Raw genomic sequence first — 17,942 nt, 5'->3', positions numbered from 1 at the left:
CCGACCCCGGCGCCGATCCGGCGGTCCGATTCCCCGAGGGCTTCGTGTGGGGCGCCTCCACCGCCTCCTTCCAGATCGAGGGCTCGACCACCGCCGACGGGCGCGGCCCCAGCATCTGGGACACCTTCTCGGCGACCCCGGGCAAGGTGCTCAACGGCGACACCGGCGACCCCGCCGTCGACCACTACCGGCGCTACGCCGAAGACGTCGAGATCATGCGGGACATGGGCATCGGCGCCTACCGGTTCTCCGTCGCCTGGCCGCGGATCCTGCCCGAGGGCGGCGGGGCGGTCAACCGGGCCGGGCTCGACTTCTACGACCGGCTGCTGGACAACCTGCTGGAGGCCGGAATCACGCCCTGGCCCACCCTCTACCACTGGGACCTTCCCCAGGCGCTGGAGGACAAGGGCGGCTGGCCCGAGCGCGACACCGCCTTCCGCTTCGCCGAGTACGCCGAGGTGCTGCGCGACAGGTTCGGCGACCGCGTCCGGGACTGGACGACGCTGAACGAGCCCTGGTGCGCGGCGTTCCTCGGCTACGCCGACGGCGTGCACGCACCGGGCCGGCGCGACCCCGCAGCCGCGCTCGCCGCGGCGCACCACCTGCTGCTGGGCCACGGCCTGGCCACCGCGGTCCTGCGTGAGGGGGGTTCCGACCGCCGTGTGGGGCTGACGCTGAACCAGACCACCGTGCGGCCCTACACCACCGCGCCCGCCGACGTGGCGGCGGCCCGCCGCGCCGACGCCGTGCGCAACCGGGTCTTCACCGGTCCGCTGTTCCAGGGGCGCTACCCGGCCGACCTGCTCGACGACCTCGCGGCCATCACCGACTTCGGCTTCGTCCACGACGGCGACCTCGAGCTCGTCTCCGCGCCGCTGGACCACCTGGGGGTCAACTACTACACCCCCGAGTGGGTCTCGGCCACCACCGAGGGCGTGGACCCCGCGCGCATCGAGAGCGGCGGCGACACGGGCGCCTTCGTCGGCTGCGACGACGTGGTGTTCGTCAGCCAGGGCCTGCCGCGCACCGGCATCGGCTGGGAGATCGACGCCACCGGGCTGTACGAGGTCCTGGTGCGGCTGGCGGCCGAGTGCCCCGGTGTGGACATGTACGTCCACGAGAACGGTGCGGCCTACGAGGACGAGGTCGGCCCCGACGACCGGGTGCACGACCCCGACCGGGTCTCCTACATCGACGCCCACCTGCGTATCGTGCACGAGGCCCTCAAAGCCGGTGTGCCCATGCGGGGCTACTTCGTCTGGTCACTGCTGGACAACTTCGAATGGGCCTGGGGCTACTCCCAGCGCTTCGGCGTCGTCCACGTCGACTACGAGACGCAGCGCCGCCGCGTGAAGGACAGCGGCCGCTGGTACGCCGATGTGGTGCGAAAAGGTGGCCTCCCCGGCTAGCGGCGGATGCGATCCTGGTAGGGGTGTGGACGAGCCCGGCGCGGCGGTGATCGGGGAATCGGGGAGAGTGTTGCGATGAGTGGGGTCCGGCGGCCGACGCTGGAGATGGTGGCCACGCGCGCCGGTGTCGGGCGCGGCACGGTCTCACGCGTGATCAACGGGTCGGACCAGGTCAGCCCGGCGACGCGCGAGGCGGTGCGCAACGCCATCGCCGAGCTGGGCTACGTCCCCAACCACGCGGCGCGCACCCTGGTCACCCGCCGCACGGACACCGTGGCGCTGGTGGTGCCCGAGCCCAACGACCGGCTGTTCGCCCAGCCGTTCTTCGCCCACATCGTCCGCGGTGTCAGTGCCACGCTGAACGAGCGCGACCTGCAGCTGCTGCTGACCACGGTCCGTTCCGCGGACGAGTACGGCAGGCTCGGCGACTACCTGACGGCCCACCACGTCGACGGCGTGCTGCTGGTCTCGCTGCACGCCGACGACCCGCTGCCGGACCGCCTGGCCGAGGCGGGTGTGCCGTGCGTCATCGGCGGCCGGCCGTCGTGGCAGACCAGCCACCCCATCCACTACGTCGACATCGACAACGTCGGCGGGGCGCGCACGGCGACCCGCCGGCTCGTCGAGACGGGGCGGCGGTGCATCGCCACGGTGGCCGGCCCGCCGGACATGGTCGCCGGCGAGGACCGGCTGGAGGGCTACCTCAAGGCCATGCGCGAGAGCGGGCTCGCCACGCCGCCGGAGCGGATCGTGCGCGGCGACTTCAGCTACGAGAGCGGCGAGGCCGCGATGCGCGAGCTTCTGGAGGCTGTCCCCGACGTCGACGCGGTGTTCGTGGCCTCCGACCCCATGGCCCTGGCGGCGATGCGGGTGCTGCGCGACAACGGGCGGCGCATCCCCGACGACGTGGCGGTCATCGGCTACGACAACTCCTCCTTCGCCTCGCACAGCGACCCGCCGCTGACCAGCGTGCACCAGCCCACCGAGCGGATGGGCGGCGAGATGGCGCGCATCCTGGCCGACGTCGCCATACCGGGCGAGGCCGAGTTCAGCGAGCAGGTCCTCGACACCCACCTGGTCGTCCGCGAGTCCGGCTGAGGGGCGCCCGGCGCCCCCGACGCCGCCCCCGCGCGCCGGGCCGCGCCGCGGGCTCTCCCGAGGCTGCTCACGGCCCTGCCGCCGGCGGTGCGGCGGCTCCGTGCACCCGGGTGGACACGGACGGGAGACCTCCGCCGCCGGGATACCGTGAAGCCGGGAGGAAAAGGGCCGAAAGGCCCGGCGGCCACTGCTGGGAGGGGAGCATTCGATGCGGTGGGTCACCTATCTTTCGCCGAGTGGGGGAGAGGAGCGCTCCGGGGTCGTCGACGACGGCTGCGTCTTCGGCTACCCGGGCGCGCAGAGTGTTCCCGAGCTGCTCGAAGAGAACCGCGACACCCTCGCCGACGCCTACCACAAGGCCCTTGCGGCACCGGTGGAGATCATCGTCGAGTTCGAGACCCGCCTGTGCGCGCCGGTGCGCCCGGAGCGCCCGGTGCCCGCCCGCCTCGAAGGCGTGTGGACGCGCCTCGCCCCCGCACTGGTGCGCGGTACCGACGACGGGGTCGTGCTGCCCGCGGGCGAGACGGCGCTGACCGCCTCTGTCGGCGTGCTGGCGCTGTTCGGCGGCCAGGGCAGACACGCCGGCTACACCCCGGCGTGCCTGTGGCGGACGCCCGGCGGCGGCCCGGTCTCGCTGAGCGTGGGGCCGGCCATCGTCACCCACGACGAGTTCGACGGCTCGCCGCTGGTCGTGGAGGCCTCCGTCGACGAGAGCGGCGTCGCGCGCGCCGAGCTGGACGGGGGACTGGCCTGGGCGGCCGAGGCCCGCGACGGCCGCGCGGCCGCGGCCCTGTCGGAGCGGAGCCGGCCTTTGGAGCGCGGCGAGGAGGTCTACGTCGACGGCGGGCCGCTGGGCGAGTTCGAGCTGCGGGTGGGCTCGGGCGCCTGAGGACCGCTCAGGCGGTGTACTCCCAGTGCCACGGCTCGAAGCCGCCCCGGGCCCACGGCGGGTTGCGCCATCCGAAGCCGGGGGCGTGCGCCGCCATCCACGCGTGCTCGGCCGCCCCGAGCCGGTCGACACCGCCGCACAGGTCCACCGCCGTGCCGCGGCCGTGCGCGCTGGTGCCCGGGCTCGCCGCCATGCCCGCGGCCTTCTCGCGGAAGAGCCGGACCTGGTCGGAGAAGGGCCGGTAGGCGTCGGTCACGCACATGGGGCGTCCGAAGCGGTCGCGGAACGCGCCGTCGAGCTCGATGAACGCGGCCGCGGCGTCCGCCCGCAGCATCTCGCCGCTTTTGGGGAGCGGACACAGCGCGGACGCGGGGATGCGCCCGTTGGCGAAGCCCTCGGCGCCCGATGCGGCACAGGTCCCTTCGGCGGGATCCGCGGCACCACCGCCGCGCCCGTCCGAGCCGCCCTCGCCGCCTGAGGAGCCGCCCGGCCCGCCCTGCGCGCCGGCGGCGGCCCGGGCCCGCTCCAGGGCCCGCTCGCGCTCCTGCTCCTGCTCCCCGGTCTCCCCGGCGCCGCCGCGGACCCGCTGCAGCGCCACGTGCACCCTCGACTGCTCGGCGGTGATGCCGGCGAGGGCGTCCTCCTGCTCGGCGACCGCCTCCAGGGCCTCGTCCTTGGCCTCGGCGGCCTCGTCGGCCGCCTCGCGGCGCTCCTCCTCGGCCTCCTCGGCGCGGTCGCCGAGCGTGTCCGCGGCGCTGAGAGCGGCGCCCGCCGTCTCGACCGCGCTGCCGCGGCGCTGCCCGACGTGGGCCAGGCCGGCTCCGCGGTCGAGGACCTCCTGGGGCCCCTCGGCCGAGCTCCAGGCGAGGGCGGGGCTGAGGTCGGCGCCCATGTAGGCGGCCGCGGCGTAGTCGGCGGCCTCCTCGCGGACGTCCTCGGTCCGCACGCGGGCGCGCTCGGCGGCGAGCGCGGCCGACGCGCTCTCCTCCTCGGCGTCCTCCAGCCGGTCGGCAGCCGCGGTGTAGTCGAGGATCTTCTCGTCGGCACGGTCGTAGAGGCCCTCCAGGCGTGCTCGGATGCGCGCCGCCTGCGTGTTCAGATCGGCCAGGGTCTCCTCGTGTGCGGCCGCCTCCGGCCCGTGGCCACCGTCGCCGGCGGCCCCGGCCGGCGCGGCGGCCGGGGCGGACGCCCAGAGCGCCAGGCACAGCGCGCCGGCGGCCCGAGCGGCCGCGCGGCGGCGGGCTCTCCCGCCGCGGGCGGGGACGGGCGAGGGCTCGGGAAGCGGTATCTGCCAGCGGTCGGACGGCACGGGCACCCCTCCGATGTCACGGTGCTCACCAGGCACGATGACATGACGGAGTGGTCGTTTCACCCCAAGTCGGGGGTGTGTCCGAAAAGTTATCTAAGTGATTTCGGGGGTCCGATACCCGGCCCGTCTCCGGCGCCTTCGGTGCGGGTCGGGCCAGGTAAGGGGGGTTTCACGGTGGTCGCAGCGGCCGCGGACGCGCCGTGGTGCCGCTCACGGGAACCGTGGCATCTGCACGGATTGGTACGCTATCAACCTCACGTGCACCATTTTTGGTTTATGGTGCACAACGCCTCTTCATTCCCCCTGAGGGTGCGTCAAGGCGCGGAACCCCACTCTATTCCGCGCTGACCGCCGCGCGCGGCCGGCCCGATCGGGCCCATCCGGAATCACTCAGGCTCCATCGGCCGCCCTCCGATCCGGTATCGCCCGCAGGGAACAGGAATCCGGCGGTTGAGGCGGTGAACACGAAAGGTTGCGAGGGTCCGTGTCGACACGAGCGACAGATGACGGAGGCGGCGCCGCACGGGGCGCGCCTCAGGCCGACCGCGCGGCCGAGCCGGCGGAAGGCCGGCGGCGCTGGTGGGCACCGCGTGAATGGCGCGTACGCCCCCGGTTGATCGCACTCATCGTGATCCCCACTGCGGTCGCCCTGATTCTGGGCGGGCTGCGGATCTCGGAGAGCGTCGTCAACACGGTCACCCACGACCGCATCGAGAAGGCCGCCGCGCTGGGCGAGGCCGTCGTCGACCTGTCGACCGAGCTGGGGCGGGAGCGTCTGATGGCCGCCGCCTTCATCGCCGACGACCCCAACTACGAGCAGCGCTCCGACGAGACGCTGGGCGCCCTCCAGGACCAGATCGAGGAGAGCCGCCAAGCCGAGCAGCGGGTGCAGAGCCTCATCGACGGCCTGGGCGACCCCGGCAGCCAGCTGATGGCCACCCGACTGGCGACCATGCAGGGCAGCCTCGGCAACCTTGACCGGGTACGCGACGAGGTGCAGAGCACCCGCCTGACCGTGCTTCCGATGGTCACCAAGTACACCCAGGTGCTCGACTCGCTCTCCGACTTCAACCAGGTCATCGCCGAAGGAACGAGTGACACCGAGCTGCGGTCGAGTGTGCGCGCGCTGACGGGAGTGGCCAAGGCGCGCGAACAGCTCTCCTACGAGGGCGCGCTGATGCTGCACTCACTGATGCGCGGCAGCATGTCCGAGGGCATCCGCTCCGAGATCGAGGACAGCCGGGCCACCTTCGAGAACGAGCGCGACAACTTCCGCAACGCCGCCACCACCGGCCAGCGCCAGATGTACGAGGAGACCTTCGTCGGCGCCGAGGTCAGCCAGATGGCCACCACCCGGCTGCGGATCATCATGCGCGCCCGGGACGACCAGGACCTCTCCGGCGTGACGCCGGGCGACACCCCCAAGTCCTACCAGGAGGTCACCGGCGTCGTCCTGGACAAGATGTCGCAGATCGAGTCCAACCTGGCGACGTCCGTACGCGCCCAGGCCGACTCGCTGCGGTCGGGCGCCTTGAACCGGGCCGTGATCGAGTCGATCCTGGTGCTGGCCGTCCTCATCACCGTCTTCACGCTGACCTCGATGGTGGTGCGCTCCCTGGTGCGGCCGCTGCGCGCACTGCGCGAGGGCGCGATGCGCATCGCCGAGGACGACCTGCCCGGCGCGATCTCCCGCATGCAGGAGTCCAGCGCGGCCGGCGAGGTCGAGGTGACCCCGATCGAGGTCAAGTCCCGCGACGAGATCGGCGAGGTCGCCCGGTCCTTCGACGAGGTCCACCGCGTGGCTCTGCACCTGGCCTCCGACGAGGCCGCGCTGCGCAGCAACGTCAACGCGATGTTCGTCAACCTCTCCCGGCGAAGCCAGACCCTGGTGGAACGCCAGCTGCGGCTGATCGACGGCCTGGAGCAGGGCGAGCAGGACGACGAGCGCCTGGGCGACCTGTTCCAGCTTGACCACCTGGCCACGCGCATGCGCCGCAACAACGAGAACCTGCTGGTCCTCTCCGGCCAGGACAACACCCGCAAGTGGGCGCAGCCGGTCCCGCTGGTCGACGTGCTGCGCGGCGCCATCTCCGAGGTCGAGGAGTACGAGCGCATCAACGTGCGCGCACCCTCGCACATCTCGGTGCTGGGGCGCCCGGTCAACGACGTCATCCACCTGGTGGCCGAGCTGGTCGAGAACGCCACGGCGTTCTCCTCCAGCGAGTCCCCGGTGGCCGTCACCGCCCAGGTCCTGGAGAACGGCGGTGTGCGCGTCGAGGTCACCGACAGCGGCATCGGCATGCCGCCGCAGGAGATCCGCGCCGTCAACGCCCGCCTCGCCGAGCCGCCGGTCATCGACGTCGGCGTCTCCCGGCGCATGGGCCTGTTCGTGGTCAGCCGCCTGGCCGCCCGGCACGGCATCAGCGTGCAACTGTACGAGGCCCACAACGGCGGCATCACCGCCTACGCCGTGCTGCCCCCCGACCTGCTCATCACGCCGGTGGAGTCCCAGCAGGCGCTGGAGTCCCCCAGCGCTCCGGGCGCACCCGACACCTACGCCGAGGCCGCCGCCGCGTTCGCGGCCAACCCGGCCCCGCCCGAGCCCTCCGTCTGGGGCGACCGCCGCGACTCCGCCGCCGGCCCGCAGCTGCCCAAGCGGGAGCCGGGCATCAACCGCGCGGGCGGCTCCGCGGAGGAGCATCCGCCCAGCGGCGAGGACCTGTGGCAGGGCTCGGGATGGAACCTGCCGCCCGCGCAGTCGCAGAGCCGCCCGCCGCAGCCCCCGGCGGCCGCCGAGCCGCCGGCCGCACCTCCCCGCCCGTCCGCCGCGCAGCCGCCCGCCCGTCCGGAGCAGAGCCGGCCGCCGCAGCAGCCCGCCGAGCCGCCGACCTACGCGTCGGAGCCCCAGCCCGCGGAGCCGCCGCGCGCCGAGCAGCAGTCGGGCGGCCCGCAGTGGGACGCCTGGGACACGCGCCGCTGGCGGGAGCAGCCGCGGAACCAGCAGCAGCGGCCCGACGAGCGGTACCGCGAGGAGGCGCCCACGCAGTCCTTCGCCCGTCCCGCCGACGAGGCGGCCCCTCGGGCGTCGGAGGCCGGCCCCGCCGAGCACGGCTGGGCCAACGGGGCCAACGGCCACTACCCGCAGCAGGCGGGCGGCCGGCCCGAGGAGCCCCGCCAGCAGCCCGCTCGTGCGGAGGCGGGCCGCCAGGAGTGGAGTGAGCCCGAGAGCCGCGAGGGCTACGGCTCCACCGCCTACCTTTCGCGGCGCTACGGCGGCGGGGGCGGCGCAGCAGGGCAGAACACCGTCGTTCCGCCTTCGCCCGACGGCGGCTCGGAGACGCTGCCGATCTTCGACGCCATCGAGTCCAACTGGTTCCGGCGGCGCAGCGGCGGCCCCGCGACCGAGCCCGAGACGGGTCCGCTGCCGCGCTTCGGCGCAGAGCCGGACGCCGGCGGCGACCGGGGCCGGTCCGAGCGGCCGCAGCAGAGCCCTCCGGCCGCCCAGGCGCCGCAGCGCGGCGCAGCCGAGACGGCGGGCGCCAACGGCGCCTCGGCGCGACAGGGTGATCAGTACATGCACCACGACCAGGGCGCTCACCAGTCCAACGACGGCCACGACCCCGCGACCGCGCAGTCCTACGGAACCGAGGACGACTGGCGGTCCGAGTCCGACCGCGGTTGGCAGGCGGCGCAGACCGCCGCCGAACCCATCGCAGGCGGATTGACGACTTCGGGCTTGCCAAAACGCGTTCCTAAGGCAAACCTTGTGCCCGGAACGGCTCCCACGCCGGAGAACGTCAAGCAGGTCCCGAACCGCTCCGCAGACCGGGTGCGCAACCGCTTCTCAGGCTTCCAGCGTGGGGTCCGCGAAGGCCGCAACCAGATCGGCGATGCGCCGAACGAGGAGAACTAGTGCATTGTGCGGGTACGGTCAGGCGCGCTCCGACTCGCCGCGGGCCGCCGGGTCGGGGTCCTGACATATCACGGAACAGCGATGGATTAGCATCATCCGCACCTCTCGTGATGATCAGCAGCAAGCAACCGAATAAGGTCACTACAGGAGCCCATTCGGCCGCCGACGTGAGGCCTGCGGGCCGCGGTCGATCCCCCGGCCGATACGGACAGGAGAACAGATGAATCAACCGGTGAACGAGCTCAACTGGCTGATCACTGACTTCGCAAATCGAGTGCCGGACGTCGCACACGCGATCGTCGTCTCGTCGGACGGGCTCCCACTCGCCTCCTCGACCGGCTTTCCCGCTGACCGGGCCGACCAGCTGGCCGCCATCGCCTCGGGGCTCTCCAGCCTGACCCAGGGCGCCTCCCGGGTCTTCGAAGGCGGCGCCGTGTCGCAGACGGTCGTGGAGATGGAGCGGGGGCTGCTGCTGATCATGTCGATCAGCGACGGCTCCTGCCTCGCTGTGCTCGCGGCCGCCGAGTGCGATCTCGGCCTGGTCGCCTACGAGATGACCCTGCTCGTCGAGCGGGCGGGGCGTGCGCTGACTCCGGCGGCGCGTACCTCGGGAATCCACTGAACCACCACCGACAGGAGGAAGTGGTGGCACCTCACAGTCGAGATGCCGGGAGCGCCTCGTGGTTCGGACAGCAGCCCGCCGGCGCCTCCAGGCCGCCGGCGGCAGGCCCGGGCGGCGCGGATGTTCCACGACCAACCCAGAACAACAACGCCGACCAGCAGGCGGCGGCCAACAGTTCCCCCAGTTCGCTGGTCCGCCCCTACGCTGTGACGAAGGGGCGCACCAAGCCCAAGTCCGAGCTGCCCCTGGAGACGCTGATCTCCTCGACGGACACGGCGCGAAACGAGTCGGGGACCCTCACCCCCGAGTGCCAGGCCATCAGCGACCTGTGCCGCGAATGGCGCTCCGTGGCCGAGGTCTCAGCTCTGCTGCGCATCCCGCTCGGTGTAGCGCGGGTGCTCGTGGCGGACATGTCCGAACAGGGACTGCTGCAGATCACCTCGTCGACCAACACCGACAGTCGGCCCAACGCCAACCTTCTTGAAAGGGTGCTCAGTGGACTTCGCAAGCTCTAGCGCGGCCGACGAGGGCGGTGCCGCGGCGAGTGCGATGACGTCGGTCAAGATCGTCGTCGCCGGAGGCTTCGGTGTAGGGAAGACGACGTTCGTCGGCTCCGTCTCCGAGATCGTGCCGCTGACTACCGAGGCGGTCATGACCAGCGCCAGTGTCGGGGTCGACGACCTCGCGAAGACGCCGGACAAGCAGACCACCACCGTGGCCATGGACTTCGGCCGGGTCTCGCTGGACTCCGACCTCATCCTGTACCTGTTCGGCACGCCCGGCCAGCACCGCTTCTGGTTCATGTGGGACGACCTGGTCAAGGGCGCCATCGGTGCCGTGGTGCTGGTCGACACCCGCCGCCTGGCCGACTGCTTCCCGGCCATCGACTACTTCGAAGAGGCCCGGCTGCCGTTCGTCGTGGCGGTCAACGGCTTCGACGGGTACTACCCCCACGCAGCCGAGGAGGTGCGCGACGCGCTGACGCTCAGCCCGGAGATCCCCATCGTCCAGGTGGACGCGCGCGACCGCTCCTCGACCAAGTCGACCCTGATCACGCTCGTGGAGCACGCCATAACCGTCGGCGACCCCGGAGGGGCGGGCCAGCCCACCTCCACCGGCGGACAGGGCTCCTGGCGCTGACCGCCCCCCGGCCCGCCGCGGGAGTCGGCGCGGCCGGGGGACGGTCCGGCCGCGCCGGCGCCCGCCTCAGTCCAGCCGGGCGGCCACGGCCCGCACGGGCGCTCCGTCGCCGCCGCTGAGGCGGATCGGCAGTGCCATGAACAGCGGGTCGGCGAAGTCGACGCGCTCCAGCCCGCGCAGGTTCTCGACGATGACGGCACCCGCCCCCAGCAGGACGGAGTGCGCCGCCCAGTCGCCCGGGGCGTGCGGACCGTGCGGCGTGGAGTCGGGACTGGGCGAGTCGACGCCGACGCAGCGCACCCCGGACTCGGCGAGCAGCCGCGCCGCGCTCGCGTCGAGGTAGGGGTGGTCGAAGTAGCGCGGCGTGCCGTAGTGCCCGTCCCATCCGGTGCGCACCAGCACCGCCGCGCCCGGGACGAAGCGGTTCCGCCAGGGCTCCAGGTCGGCGGCCGTGACAGGCGCGCGATCGGGGAGCCCCGTCGCGTCGACCACCACCGCGGGACCCGTGAACCGCTCCAGCGGCAGGTCCTCCAGCCGCTGCCCGCCGTCCAGGAAGTGGAAGGGCGCATCCACGTGGGTGCCGCTGTGCGAGCTCATGTGCACCGCGCTGGAGTTGAACCCCTCCACCGGCACGGTGGCCGAGCGCTCCACGCTCGGTGCCCGGTCTCCGGGGAACGCCTGCGTCCGGGGCCCCACGGTCCGGCTCAGGTCGACGATGCGGGTTAACTGCACGGGAATCCTCCACTGGTTCGCGGCCGCTGTGTGCGCGAGCGGGCCCCCGCGGCGGGCACCCCGCCTGTGCACACGGGGGTGCGTCGCGCGCGGTGACGGTGCAAGATAGCAGGCGATGACTTCCGATCCTTCCCGCGATCAGCCCGAGCCCGGCGCCAACGCGATGACCGACCGCTTCCACGCGGTCGGCGAGGGCATCCTCGACGCCCTGCTCGAAGAGGCGCCCGAGTGGGCCGACGACCTCGGCGACCACCGCTTCTCCGACCGCCTCGCCGACCACGCGTCCGAGGCCGACGCCCGGCGCGCCGGCGTGCTCACCGACGCCCTGGGCGCACTCGACGAGATCGACGACCTGCTGCTGCCCGCCGCCGACCGCGTCGACCTGGAGATGCTGCGCAACCGCGTCTCGGCCGACCTGTGGCAGCTCACCGAGCTCCGCCCGCAGACCTGGGACCCGCTGGTGCACCTGCCCGGCGACGCGCTCTACGGCATCCTCGCCGGCGAGGACCTGCCCGCTGAGGACCGGCTGCGCGCGATCACGGCGCGCTGCGCCGCCGTCCCCGGCTTCCTCGCCACCGCCCGCGAGCGGCTGGAAGGCGGCCCCGGTATGCCGCGCGTGCACGTCGAGACCGCCATCGGGCGCGCCGAGGGCACTCTCGGGCTGCTCGGCGACGGCATCGACGGCCTCGCCGAGCAGGTGCGTACCCCGTCGCTGCGCTCCGGCGCGGAGGACGCCCGCGGCATCGCGGCGGCCGCGCTGCGCCGGCACATCGACTGGCTGCGCTCCCGTGTCGAGACCGCCGACGCCGACCCCCGCCTGGGCGCGCGCGACCACGCCGCACGGCTGTGGTACACGCTCGACTCCGAGCTCTCCCAGGACGCACTGCTCACCCGGGCCGAGAGCGACCTGCTGGCCACCGAGGAGGCGATCGCCGAGGCCGCCTCCGACTTCGCCGGCGCCCCGCCGCGCCCCGGCCGGGTGCGCGAGGTCCTCGACCGCATCGCGGCCGACTCCGCGACGACCGAGGAGACCGTGCGGCCCGCCTGCGAGCGCGCGCTGGAGCACCTGATCGACCGCACCCGCGAGCTCGACTTCGCCACCCTGCCCGACCGGCCCGTGCGCGTGATCCCCATGCCCGAGTCCCGCCGCGGCATGGCGGTCGCCTACTGCGACCCGCCCGGCTCGCTCTCGGCCGCGCCCGAACGCCCCACCCTCGTCGCCGTCGCCCCGCCTCCCGCCGACTGGCCCGCTGAGCGGCGCGCGTCGTTCTACCGCGAGTACAACGCCGACATGCTGCGCGAGCTGATGGTGCACGAGGGCGTGCCCGGCCACGCGCTGCAGCTCGCGCACGCCGCGCGCTACTCCGGCGGCACCCGCCTGCGCCGGGCGCTCTTCAGCGACACCTTCATCGAGGGCTGGGCCGTCTACGCCGAGGAGGCATTGCACGCCGACGGCTGGTGCGCCGACGACCCCGGCCTCAACCTGCGCATGCGGCTGGTCCAGCTCAAGACCCGGCTGCGGATGATCATCAACGCCATCCTGGACGTGCGCGTGCACGCCCACGGCATGACCGAGTCCGAGGCCATGTCGCTGCTGGTCGAACGCGGCCACCAGGAGGAGGGCGAGGCCGCCGGGAAGTGGCGCCGCGCCCGGCTCAGCAGCGCGCAGCTTTCCACCTACTACACCGGCTACCGCGAGGTGTCGGAAATCGTGCGCGACTCCGCCGCTGCACGGCCCGGCGCCTCCCGCCGCGAGCTGCACGACAGCGTCCTGGCCCACGGTTCGCCGGCTCCGCGCCATCTCCGCACCCTGCTCGGCGTATGAGCGGCCTGATCCGGCCGCCGCGACGGATGTCCTTTTACCAAGGGCACACATCGGCATGATCTAGACTCCACACGCCCGCACTTGTCCCCCGACCGCAGATCCCCGGAGCTGACGACCCCGCCATGACCACGGACCTGATCGTCGGATTCTTCACGCTGACCGCGCTGGAGATCGTCCTCGGTATCGACAACCTCGTCTTCATCTCGATCCTGGCGAACAAGCTGCCCGAGCACCAGCGCGCCCGCGCGCGCCAGCTGGGTATCGGCCTCGCCCTGATCAGCCGGTTGCTGCTACTGGCCTCCATCACGTGGATCATGCGGCTGACGGCCCCGCTGTTCTCCCTCGGTTCGTTCGAGTTCAGCGGCCAGTCCCTCATCCTGCTCGTCGGCGGGCTCTTCCTCATCGCCAAGGCGACCTACGAGATCCACGAAAGCCTCGAAGGCGAGGTGGACCACGCGGGCTCGCAGGTGCGCGCCGCGATGGGCGCCGTGCTGATCCAGATCGTCGCCCTGGACATCGTCTTCTCGCTGGATTCGGTCATCACCGCGGTGGGCATGATCGGCGACCAGCCCAACGGCATCTGGGTGATGGTCGCGGCGGTGGTCATCGCCGTGATCGTCATGCTGGTGCTGGCCGCGCCGCTGAGCCGCTTCGTGAACAACCATCCGACGATCAAGATGCTGGCGCTGGCGTTCCTGCTGCTCATCGGCATGACCCTGGTCGCCGACGGGCTCGGCTTCCACGTGCCCAAGGGCTACATCTACACCGCCATGGGCTTCTCGCTGTTCGTGGAGATCCTCAACCTGCTGCGCCGGCGCTCCAAGGGCGCCCCGGTCAAGCTGAGCAGCCGCTACGCCGAGGAGGGCACCGGGGAGGGCGCGGCCGGCGGCGCAGCGTCCGGCTCCGGCGAGGAGTCCGCCAAGGCCGAGTGACCCGCGGCGGGGATCTTGCGGACCCCGCCGGACCGCCGCGGCCTGCGCGGCCGACCGGCGGGGCGGCGGGCTGTTCGGCCCGCGCGGCCCGGGCGTCCTATGCTGGAGCCAGCACGGCCGCCGCGGTGCGGACCGCACACGGTGGCGGCGTCGAGACGCGGTGAGGTGAGCCGACGATGAGTGAAGCCGAGCGGGAGGCCCCCTTCGGCGACCCCGACGGCTTCGAGCGCCTGTGGACCCCGCACCGCATGGCCTACGTCCAGGGCGAGAACAGGCCCAGCGGACCGGCGCCCGACGACGGCTGCCCCTTCTGCCGCGCCCCCGGCCGCGAGGACGCCGAGGCCCTCGTGGTGTCCCGCGGCACGACCGCCTACGCCGTGCTCAACCTCTACCCCTACAACAGCGGCCACCTGCTGATCTGCCCCTACCGGCACATCGGCGACTACACCCTGCTCGACGGCGCGGAGACCGCCGAGCTCTCCTCGCTGACCCGGTCCGCCATCACCGCGCTGCGCCGCGCCTACGGGCCGCAGGGGTTCAACGTCGGGATGAACCTCGGCGAGCCCGCCGGGGCCGGGATCGCCGCCCATCTGCACCAGCACATCGTGCCGCGCTGGGGAGGCGACAACAACTTCATGCCCGTGATCGGGCGCACCAAGGTGCTGCCCGAACTCCTCCAGCAGACCCGCGCGACCCTCGCCGAGTCCTGGCCCCAGGAGTGACCGCCGCGGAGGAAGAGGTGAGTCCCATCGCCCCACAGCGCCCCGCACCCGTGCTGGTCTTCGACGGCGACTGCGGCTTCTGCACCAGCAGCGCCCGACTGGCCCGCCGCTACGTCGAGCCACGGCTGCGCACCGTGCCCTGGCAGCGCAGCGGACTGTCCGCGCCGGCCCGGGCCCGCGCCCAAGAGGAGGTCCTGCTGCTGGACGCCGCCGGCAGGCGGCTGTGGGGCGGCATCGACGCGATCGCGGTGCTCATGCTCGCCAGCCGGCGCCCGCTGTGGCCGCCCGTGGGGTGGCTGCTGCGCCGCGCGCCCCTGCGCGCGCTCGGCGCCGCCGCCTACCACTGGGTCTCCCGGCACCGCCACCTGATGCCGGGAGGAACCCCGGCCTGCCGCCTGGACCCGGGAGAAGCGCCCTAGCGCCGACCCCTCCGCCGACCGTGGCGGCGGGCGGCCGAGGCGCACCGGGCGACGCAGGGCCGGTGCCGCCGGAGCGCCGCGTGGCCGCCTTCGCCTCCTGCGCAATACGATCTTGAGAGATCATGCTGAGATATCTGCGTCCCCTGTTCAGCCGACTGCTCCTGCCCGTCGGCCGGCTGCTGGCCAGGCTCGGGGTCACTCCGAGCATGGTCACCCTCGTCGGTGCCCTCGGCGTCGTCGTCAGCGCACTCGTCTTCTACCCCCTGGGCGAGCTGTTCGCCGGCTCGGCCGTCATCACCGGCTTCGTGCTGCTGGACATGCTCGACGGGGCCGTGGCCCGCGCCTCCGACAACACCACCAAGTGGGGCGCCTTCCTCGACTCCACTCTCGACCGGCTCTCCGACGCCGCGATCCTCAGCGGCCTCATGCTGTGGTTCTTCGGCGGCGGCGAGAACCCGACCCTGGGCTGCGTCAGCCTGTTCTGCCTCGTCGCCGGGTTCGGCGTCTCCTACATCAAGGCGCGCGCCGAAGCGCTGGGCGCCAACTGCGACGTCGGTGTCGCCGAGCGCGCCGAGCGGCTGGTGATCCTGCTGGTGGCCGCGGGGCTGGGCGGCCTGGACGTGCCCTACGTCCTGCCCGCCGGGCTGTGGATCCTGGCCCTGCTCAGCGGCATCACGGTCGTCCAGCGCCTGATCGAGACCCGCAACCGGCTCACCCGGCCGCGGCGCACCGCCGGCGACACCGGCTCCGTCTGAGCGAGGGAGGGACGGCATGGAAGCCCGGGAGCGCGCCACCACGGCGCTGTACACGGCGGGCTGGGCCGTGCTGCGGCGCGTCCCGGAGCGCGCCGGGCGCGCCGCGTTCCGCGCCCTGGCGGACTGGAGCTGGCTGCGGCGCGGTCCCGGCGTGCGGCGCCTCGAAGCCAACCTGCGGCGGGTGGTCGGCCCCGCCGCCGGCGAGGACCGCATCCGGGCGCTCTCCCGCGCGGGCATGCGCTCCTACCTGCGCTACTTCTACGAGATGTTCCTGCTGGAGGCGCTCGGCGAGGAGCAGGTGCGCGCGCGGGTCGAGTGCACCGGCATCGAGCGGATCGACCGCATCATGGCCGGCGGCCGCGGCGTGGTCGCGGCGCTGCCGCACATGGGCAACTGGGACCTCGCCGGCGCCTGGGTGAGCCGCTACGGCATCCCGCTGACCACGGTGGCCGAACGCCTGAAGCCCGAGCCGCTGTTCGAGCGCTTCGTCTCCTTCCGCGAGCACCTGGGCATGGAGGTGCTTCCCCTGACCGGCGGGAACGCCCACAGCGCCGGTGTGCTCGCGCAGCGGCTGCGGCGCGGCCGGTTGGTCTGCCTGCTCGCCGACCGCGACCTCACCGAGTCCGGGGTGGAGGTGGAGCTCTTCGGCGAGCCGGCGCGCCTGCCGGCCGGGCCCGCCGTTCTCGCCGACCGCACCGGCGCCGCCCTGGTGCCGGTGTCGCTGTGGTACGAGGGCGGGCGCATGCGGGTCCACGTGCACGAGGAGGTCGCCCCGGCCGGCGGCGACTCCGGCGCCGACCGGGTGCGGGCCACCACCCAGCGGTTGGCCCGCGTGTTCGAAGCCGCCGTCTCCGCCCACCCCCAGGACTGGCACATGCTCCAGCGCGTGTTCACCGCCGACCTCGACCACCGGGCCGGCGGCGAGGCCGCGGACGGCCGGGGTAGCGTTGAGGAGCCCCCCGCCGCACCGCCGGCGTCCGCCCCGCGGCGCGGCCGCACTCCGAGTCGGAAGCGAACGAGGCCATGAGGGTCGGTCTGGTCTGCCCCTACACCTGGGAGGTCCCCGGTGGCGTGCAGCAGCACGTCGGCGACCTCGCCGAAGCCCTGATACACCTGGGCCACGAGGTGTCGGTCCTGGCGCCCTGCGACTCCGAGACCCGGCTGCCCGACTACCTGGTCTCGGCCGGTGGCGCGGTGCCGGTGCCCTACAACGGCTCGGTGGCCCGGCTCTCCTTCGGGTTCCGCGCCGCCGGCCGGGTGCGCCGCTGGATCCGCGACGGCGCCTTTGACGTCCTGCACGTACACGAACCCGCGGCGCCCAGCCTGTCCCTGCTCGCCTGCTGGGTGGCCGAAGGCCCGATCGTCGCCACCTTCCACGCCTCCACCCCCCGCTCCCGGGCCCTGGCGGCCTCCGCCGGCGTGCTGCAGTCCGCGCTGGAGAAGATCAACGGCCGCATCGCCGTCTCGGACGCGGCCCGCAAGACGCTCGTCGAGCACCTGGGCGGCGACGCCGTGCTCATCCCCAACGGTGTCGCCGTCGACCGCTACACCGAGGCCCGGCCCTTGGACGGCTGGCCCGGCGAGGGAGGCGCGATCGGCTTCCTCGGCCGGCTGGACGAGCCGCGCAAGGGCCTGGGCGTGCTGCTGGACGCCTTCGACTCCCTCGCCCGCGAGCGCCCCGGACTGCGGCTGCTGATCACCGGCCCCGGCGACACCGACGAGGTCCGCGAGCGCGTCGCGCCCGAGCTGCGCGACCGCGTGGTGTGCCTGGGCCGGGTCGACGAGGTCGACAAGGTGCGCGCCTACCACTCGGTGGACGTGTTCTGCGCGCCCAACCTGGGCGGGGAGAGCTTCGGGATCGTGCTCGCCGAGGCCATGTCGGCCGGCGCGCCCCTTCTGGCCAGCGACATCCCCGCCTTCGCCCGGGTCCTGCGCGAGGGCGAGGCCGGCCGGCTGTTCGCCACGGGCGAGCCCGCCGATCTGGCGCGCGGCGCCGCCGAGCTGCTCGACGACCCCGAGCGCCGCCGGGCCCTCTCCCACGCGGCGCGCAAGGCGGTGCGCGCCTACGACTGGACCACGGTGGCCGCCGACGTCGTGCGGGTCTATGAGACCGTGCTTCCGCTGGGCCGCGACCACGGCCCGGTGACCGCCGGCCGCGCCGAGATCGTGTAGGCGCC

General features: G+C 73.4%; 16 protein-coding genes. 14 read left to right on the top strand and 2 right to left on the bottom strand.

The window, feature by feature from the left end:
- Positions 1-44 precede the first annotated feature (44 nt).
- The 3 genes from ABD284_RS19035 (at position 45) to ABD284_RS19025 (ending at position 3,396) form a co-directional block, all read left to right on the top strand.
- Entirely contained in the window at positions 45-1,409 is a 1,365-nt protein-coding gene (locus tag ABD284_RS19035) for a GH1 family beta-glucosidase (protein ID WP_386699424.1), read from the top strand.
- 75 nt (positions 1,410-1,484) lie between these two features.
- Positions 1,485-2,507 (top strand): LacI family DNA-binding transcriptional regulator, encoded by a 1,023-nt coding sequence (locus tag ABD284_RS19030; RefSeq protein ID WP_344145327.1) that lies wholly within the window; start codon positions 1,485-1,487, stop codon positions 2,505-2,507.
- A gap of 208 nt (positions 2,508-2,715) precedes the next feature.
- Positions 2,716-3,396 (top strand): hypothetical protein, encoded by a 681-nt coding sequence (locus ABD284_RS19025; protein WP_344145325.1) that lies wholly within the window; start codon positions 2,716-2,718, stop codon positions 3,394-3,396.
- 7 nt (positions 3,397-3,403) lie between these two features.
- Here the strand turns inward: ABD284_RS19025 and ABD284_RS19020 are convergent, their stop codons facing one another.
- A complete protein-coding gene (locus ABD284_RS19020; RefSeq protein ID WP_344145323.1) occupies positions 3,404-4,711 on the bottom strand; it encodes a M15 family metallopeptidase in 1,308 nt (435 codons plus the stop codon).
- 622 nt (positions 4,712-5,333) lie between these two features.
- On the opposite strand from ABD284_RS19020, the gene ABD284_RS19015 reads away from it, so the two are divergent.
- The 4 genes from ABD284_RS19015 to ABD284_RS19000 all read left to right on the top strand — a co-directional run bounded on the left by ABD284_RS19015 (position 5,334) and on the right by ABD284_RS19000 (position 10,380).
- Complete coding sequence (locus ABD284_RS19015) at positions 5,334-8,618, top strand: sensor histidine kinase (protein WP_344145321.1); 3,285 nt, start codon at positions 5,334-5,336, stop codon at positions 8,616-8,618.
- Positions 8,619-8,838: 220 nt separating this feature from the next.
- Positions 8,839-9,240, top strand: coding sequence for a roadblock/LC7 domain-containing protein (locus ABD284_RS19010; protein WP_131099191.1), 402 nt, complete (start codon positions 8,839-8,841; stop codon positions 9,238-9,240).
- Positions 9,241-9,260: 20 nt separating this feature from the next.
- Complete coding sequence (locus ABD284_RS19005; protein ID WP_344145316.1) at positions 9,261-9,755, top strand: DUF742 domain-containing protein; 495 nt, start codon at positions 9,261-9,263, stop codon at positions 9,753-9,755.
- Positions 9,756-9,789: 34 nt separating this feature from the next.
- A complete protein-coding gene (locus ABD284_RS19000; RefSeq protein WP_344145448.1) occupies positions 9,790-10,380 on the top strand; it encodes a GTP-binding protein in 591 nt (196 codons plus the stop codon).
- Between the two features lie 66 nt (positions 10,381-10,446).
- Here the strand turns inward: ABD284_RS19000 and ABD284_RS18995 are convergent, their stop codons facing one another.
- On the bottom strand, positions 10,447-11,112 hold the full coding sequence (locus ABD284_RS18995; RefSeq protein WP_344145313.1) for a cyclase family protein: 666 nt from the start codon (positions 11,110-11,112) through the stop codon (positions 10,447-10,449).
- A 115-nt stretch (positions 11,113-11,227) separates the two neighbouring features.
- Between ABD284_RS18995 and ABD284_RS18990 the strand changes: the two genes are divergently transcribed.
- From ABD284_RS18990 to ABD284_RS18960, 7 genes are all read left to right on the top strand, one after another.
- Entirely contained in the window at positions 11,228-12,937 is a 1,710-nt protein-coding gene (locus ABD284_RS18990) for a DUF885 domain-containing protein (protein WP_344145311.1), read from the top strand.
- A 122-nt stretch (positions 12,938-13,059) separates the two neighbouring features.
- Complete coding sequence (locus ABD284_RS18985) at positions 13,060-13,869, top strand: TerC family protein (RefSeq protein WP_344145309.1); 810 nt, start codon at positions 13,060-13,062, stop codon at positions 13,867-13,869.
- Between the two features lie 176 nt (positions 13,870-14,045).
- Positions 14,046-14,591 carry an HIT family protein gene (locus tag ABD284_RS18980; protein ID WP_344145307.1) on the top strand — a complete coding sequence of 182 codons (546 nt, stop codon included), beginning with the start codon at positions 14,046-14,048 and terminating at the stop codon, positions 14,589-14,591.
- A gap of 17 nt (positions 14,592-14,608) precedes the next feature.
- Entirely contained in the window at positions 14,609-15,010 is a 402-nt protein-coding gene (locus ABD284_RS18975; protein ID WP_344145305.1) for a thiol-disulfide oxidoreductase DCC family protein, read from the top strand.
- 122 nt (positions 15,011-15,132) lie between these two features.
- Positions 15,133-15,765 carry a phosphatidylinositol phosphate synthase gene (gene pgsA / locus ABD284_RS18970; protein WP_344145303.1) on the top strand — a complete coding sequence of 211 codons (633 nt, stop codon included), beginning with the start codon at positions 15,133-15,135 and terminating at the stop codon, positions 15,763-15,765.
- Between the two features lie 16 nt (positions 15,766-15,781).
- Complete coding sequence (locus tag ABD284_RS18965; RefSeq protein WP_344145301.1) at positions 15,782-16,792, top strand: phosphatidylinositol mannoside acyltransferase; 1,011 nt, start codon at positions 15,782-15,784, stop codon at positions 16,790-16,792.
- Entirely contained in the window at positions 16,789-17,937 is a 1,149-nt protein-coding gene (locus tag ABD284_RS18960; protein WP_344145299.1) for a glycosyltransferase family 4 protein, read from the top strand. The genes ABD284_RS18965 and ABD284_RS18960 overlap by 4 nt, the downstream gene beginning before the upstream one ends.
- Positions 17,938-17,942 lie beyond the last annotated feature (5 nt).

It is taken from the genome of Streptomonospora arabica (genome assembly GCF_039531585.1).
GTDB classification, from domain to species: Bacteria; Actinomycetota; Actinomycetes; order Streptosporangiales; family Streptosporangiaceae; genus Streptomonospora; species Streptomonospora halophila.
This window is presented reverse-complemented; position numbering and strand designations above follow the sequence as displayed.

What these genes read in the sequence shown, in the direction of transcription:
- ABD284_RS19030 (WP_344145327.1), top strand. Translation starts at nt 1,485, where the DNA reads ATGAGTGGGGTCCGGCGGCCGACGCTGGAGATGGTGGCCACGCGCGCC.
- ABD284_RS19025 (WP_344145325.1), top strand. Translation starts at nt 2,716, where the DNA reads ATGCGGTGGGTCACCTATCTTTCGCCGAGTGGGGGAGAGGAGCGCTCC.
- ABD284_RS19010 (WP_131099191.1), top strand. Translation starts at nt 8,839, where the DNA reads ATGAATCAACCGGTGAACGAGCTCAACTGGCTGATCACTGACTTCGCA.
- ABD284_RS19000 (WP_344145448.1), top strand. Translation starts at nt 9,790, where the DNA reads ATGACGTCGGTCAAGATCGTCGTCGCCGGAGGCTTCGGTGTAGGGAAG.
- ABD284_RS18990 (WP_344145311.1), top strand. Translation starts at nt 11,228, where the DNA reads ATGACTTCCGATCCTTCCCGCGATCAGCCCGAGCCCGGCGCCAACGCG.
- ABD284_RS18985 (WP_344145309.1), top strand. Translation starts at nt 13,060, where the DNA reads ATGACCACGGACCTGATCGTCGGATTCTTCACGCTGACCGCGCTGGAG.
- ABD284_RS18980 (WP_344145307.1), top strand. Translation starts at nt 14,046, where the DNA reads ATGAGTGAAGCCGAGCGGGAGGCCCCCTTCGGCGACCCCGACGGCTTC.
- pgsA (WP_344145303.1), top strand. Translation starts at nt 15,133, where the DNA reads ATGCTGAGATATCTGCGTCCCCTGTTCAGCCGACTGCTCCTGCCCGTC.
- ABD284_RS18965 (WP_344145301.1), top strand. Translation starts at nt 15,782, where the DNA reads ATGGAAGCCCGGGAGCGCGCCACCACGGCGCTGTACACGGCGGGCTGG.
- ABD284_RS18960 (WP_344145299.1), top strand. Translation starts at nt 16,789, where the DNA reads ATGAGGGTCGGTCTGGTCTGCCCCTACACCTGGGAGGTCCCCGGTGGC.